Below are 3,650 nucleotides of genomic sequence, written 5' to 3'. Positions count from 1 at the left end.
GCGCGGGCAGCAACGGCGCTTCCTTATAAGATTGCGAAAATGGAATTCAGGCAATCTGGCAATGAATTCTACATGAAGAGTGAGCGGACAAGAGGGAAGGGGGACTATCATTTCGAGGTCAGCTATACCCGAGAGGAGAGAATGCAGGAGCCCATGCCAAACACATTGGATTACTGGCTGCTTGAGCGATATTGCCTATATTCCTATTATGGCAGCCGAATTCTGCGCGGTGATATTCACCATGATGCTTGGAAAGTATCAGGCGTGAGTGCAGACATTCATGCCAACACGATGCTGTGCTTTATGGAGGATGGAACCCCACCGATTGAACCGCGCTTGCTGCATTACGCCAGGATGAAACGATTCATGTTCTATCCGCCAGAAATTGTTGGAAGGGCAGAAGAATAAACAAGACCTGCCTGTTTTGAAGGGGGTCTTGTTTATTCATGAAAGGCTGTAAGGTTTTGCTGCATCCTCTTCCTTCTTTAGGATGGAGAGAAGAGAGTGGTAGATTTCTGAAGCAATCGCTTGATAACCCGCCTCAGTCGGGTGAATGCCGTCATCGCTGATTAGTACTTTAAGCTCGCCGGCCTTCTTCATGGCAGTGCGGATGTCAATAAATTTCACGCCGAGTTCCTTTGCCGTCTTCTTCAATGCCCGGTTGTACATCCCATGCCAATGCTCAATCCCGCCAGTCCTGCAGATCCATTCACTGATTTTAGAGCTGAATAGATGGGCAGTGTATTCATAATAGCGCACCGGATCTAGAGGCGGCATGGCAAGCAGGATAGGGGTAATTCCTTCCTCTTTTACTTTCGATATGATGGTTTTGATATTCTCGATATAAGAATCAAGAGGCACGGTTGGTGTATGGTCATCTCTTGGAAATTCGGCCACCTCAGCCCATTTGAAATTACAATCGTTTCCGCCAATGCCAATCAGTACGATAGCAGGATGCTCCGCCAGTACATCTTTCTCCAGCCGTTCTAATAGGTGTGCTGAGTTATCATTAAAGACGCCCTTGTTTACCACCTCGATAGGTGGACCTTCCTTCTGTCCGAACCAATCTTGAAGGATAGTTGGATAATTTTGTTTTATGATGCGAAGCCGTCCCTTCATATAGGTAACTCCGCGTGTGATACTGTCTCCAAAACAAATGATTTTCATGGCCAAGACTTCCTTTATCTAATCTCTTTCTCTCTTTATTTTACAATTTTCTGACGTGAATTTCACGAAAGAGATAAGGAGAATAAAAATTCGAATTAAAATATCTTGACTTCAAGATATAAAAGGTTTATAGTTAGCTATATAGGAAATAAACAATGGGATAAACAAATGAAGGGGTTTTTTATCCTAATATATCTCGAATTCGAGGTAAACAAACAAAGGGAGTAGATAAAAATGGCAAAGTACACAGTTGATAACTCACATTCACACATCGGTTTTCAGGTGAAACACATGATGGTATCCAAGGTAAAAGGGAGCTTCGAGGAGTATACGGCTGAAGTAGAAGCGGCAGATCTAGCGGATTTGACTACAGCAAAGATTGGCTTCACGATTGATGTCGCAAGCATCAACACGAAAAGCGACGACCGCGATAATCACTTGAAATCACCGGACTTCTTTGATGCGGAGAAATATGAAACCATAAAATTCCATTCTACATCCATAACTGGCGCTGAATCTGACTATGAAGTAACAGGCGACCTTACGATTAAGGATGTCACAAAACCTGTCACTTTTGATGTAACCTACAACGGAAAGGGAACAAACCCTTGGGGCGTTGAAGTATATGGCTTTGAAGGAGAAACAACCATCAATCGCGAAGACTTCGGATTGACTTGGAACGCAGCGTTAGAAACAGGGGGCGTATTGGTCGGCAAAGATATTAAGATCAATTTAGAGCTTGAGCTTAACCCGCAGGCATAATAAATCCATACAATAAAGGGCTGTCCGTAGTGGACGGCCTTTTTCTTATGAACGAACAATACAATGTATACGCCCAGAGTATTGTTGTATAAGATAGAAGAAAAAAGGAGTAGTAGATGAATGGATGCCGAAACCGTTATGCAGGAGCTTAAAGCGTTGGGCAAGGAGCGAACGAAAAAAATATATCTTTCAAATGGTGCGCACGAACCGCTATTTGGCGTGGCCACAGGTGCCATGAAGCCAATCGCCAAAAAAATAGGCATCAACCAACCATTGGCTGAGGAGCTTTATGCGACTGGGAACTATGATGCCATGTATTTCGCGGGGATTATTGCCGACCCGAAGTCCATGACAGAGAAAGATTTCAATCGCTGGATGGATAAGGCCTATTTCTATATGCTGTCCGATTATGTGGTGGCCGTGACCTTATCGGAGTCCCAGCTTGCACAGGAAATGGCGGATAAGTGGATCGCGAGCGGGGACGAGCTGAGAATGTCTGCGGGCTGGAGCTGCTATTGCTGGCTTTTAGGAAACCGCCCGGACGATCAGTTTTCTAAAGAAAAGATCGCCCATATGCTTGAAATTGTGAAGAAGGAGATTCATGAAGCACCTGAGCGAACAAAAGCGGCTATGAATCTATTCCTCTATACGGTTGGAATTTCCTTTGTCCCCCTGAATGAAAAGGCGCTTGAGACGGCAGCGGCAGTAGGGAAGGTAGAGATTAAGCGGGAAAAGAAAAAGAGCAGCTACTTACATGCCTATGAAAACATTCAAAAAGATATGGCCAAAGGAAGGCTAGGGTTTAAACGAAAGTATGTGAGATGCTAATTCTTTTCGAATAGAGATACAAAACGTAAAGGGCCTGCCTGCTATATCAGAGTAGCGACTCAAAATTGAAAAAATCGTATAAAAAGGGCTTGCCATCATACAAGTCGAATGAAATAGCAGATTGAAAAAAGCTAGCTAGAAGAAACAACCAAAAACACCGCCATAGGCGGTGTTTCTGTGTATCGCTAAGTTATTGGACATGATTGCTTTTCTTGATTTCGTCCCGAATTTCCTTGAGATATCCATTCTTCTCTTTCATTAACTTTAAAGCAGTAATGGCAACATAAACAGAAAAAATGAGAATGCCTAAATTGATTAATATAGGAATAAGTCCTAGGTAAGCTAATGTCTCCATAAATGAACTCCTCTGTAATATACTTTATAAGTATATTACCATATTTTTTCAGTTATTTGGGATGATAGTTAATAGATGTTTATATGATGAAAAGAGGCTGTCCCATAAGTTAATGAAGATTGATTTTGAGGGACTGCCTCTCTTTCACATTTTCAAGCGTTGTTAAACGAAGATGTTGATTATTTTTGTTATAGGTGGCGGCGAACATAGGGACGGTCGAGGAGCCTCCTGGGCACTTTCAGCATCCACTCTCCATTGAAGAAGAGAGACCTGCTTTTTTCATTAAACGGAACAATCTGACTTTTACCCTCATAATAATCATCAAGCCACCATAATTTTTGATATCCAAGACTAGATTCCAAAAAAACAAGTCTCCAGAGTCATTGACGAGATGATTGGAGAATTGGATGACTCCCTCTTTCTCCAACACTACCAAGGAGGAGGACAAAGCTCCTATCAATCGAATATGATGACCAAAGTGGTGTTGTATACATACTCCCAGAAAGTCTATTCCTGCAGAGTCAAAGCCCGCATGTAT

Annotated in this window: 6 protein-coding genes; 3 read left to right on the top strand and 3 right to left on the bottom strand. The window is 42.7% G+C overall.

Annotated elements, in window-relative coordinates; genetic code table 11:
• Positions 1-408 (top strand): DUF2071 domain-containing protein (locus ACI35L_RS08620; protein WP_439802673.1); only part of this gene is annotated, 408 nt, incomplete at its 5' end.
• Positions 409-444: 36 nt separating this feature from the next.
• On the opposite strand, the gene ACI35L_RS08615 is transcribed toward ACI35L_RS08620, so the two are convergent.
• Positions 445-1,167 carry an SGNH/GDSL hydrolase family protein gene (locus ACI35L_RS08615; RefSeq protein WP_439802672.1) on the bottom strand — a complete coding sequence of 241 codons (723 nt, stop codon included), beginning with the start codon at positions 1,165-1,167 and terminating at the stop codon, positions 445-447.
• Positions 1,168-1,401: 234 nt separating this feature from the next.
• Between ACI35L_RS08615 and ACI35L_RS08610 the strand changes: the two genes are divergently transcribed.
• Together ACI35L_RS08610 and ACI35L_RS08605 are read left to right on the top strand one after the other, a co-directional pair.
• Positions 1,402-1,929 (top strand): YceI family protein, encoded by a 528-nt coding sequence (locus tag ACI35L_RS08610; RefSeq protein WP_439802671.1) that lies wholly within the window; start codon positions 1,402-1,404, stop codon positions 1,927-1,929.
• 120 nt (positions 1,930-2,049) lie between these two features.
• On the top strand, positions 2,050-2,757 hold the full coding sequence (locus tag ACI35L_RS08605) for a DNA alkylation repair protein (RefSeq protein ID WP_049670386.1): 708 nt from the start codon (positions 2,050-2,052) through the stop codon (positions 2,755-2,757).
• A gap of 190 nt (positions 2,758-2,947) precedes the next feature.
• On the opposite strand, the gene ACI35L_RS08600 is transcribed toward ACI35L_RS08605, so the two are convergent.
• Entirely contained in the window at positions 2,948-3,112 is a 165-nt protein-coding gene (locus tag ACI35L_RS08600) for a hypothetical protein (RefSeq protein WP_197089909.1), read from the bottom strand.
• Positions 3,113-3,350: 238 nt separating this feature from the next.
• Positions 3,351-3,650 (bottom strand): hypothetical protein (locus ACI35L_RS08595; RefSeq protein WP_439802670.1); only part of this gene is annotated, 300 nt, incomplete at its 5' end.

The sequence above is a fragment of the Pradoshia sp. genome (assembly GCF_051873915.1).
GTDB lineage: Bacteria > Bacillota > Bacilli > Bacillales > Pradoshiaceae > Pradoshia.
This window is presented reverse-complemented; position numbering and strand designations above follow the sequence as displayed.

Coding starts and splice junctions, on each gene's coding strand:
- ACI35L_RS08615 (WP_439802672.1), bottom strand. CDS start 1,167: ATGAAAATCATTTGTTTTGGAGACAGTATCACACGCGGAGTTACCTAT.
- ACI35L_RS08610 (WP_439802671.1), top strand. CDS start 1,402: ATGGCAAAGTACACAGTTGATAACTCACATTCACACATCGGTTTTCAG.
- ACI35L_RS08605 (WP_049670386.1), top strand. CDS start 2,050: ATGGATGCCGAAACCGTTATGCAGGAGCTTAAAGCGTTGGGCAAGGAG.
- ACI35L_RS08600 (WP_197089909.1), bottom strand. CDS start 3,112: ATGGAGACATTAGCTTACCTAGGACTTATTCCTATATTAATCAATTTA.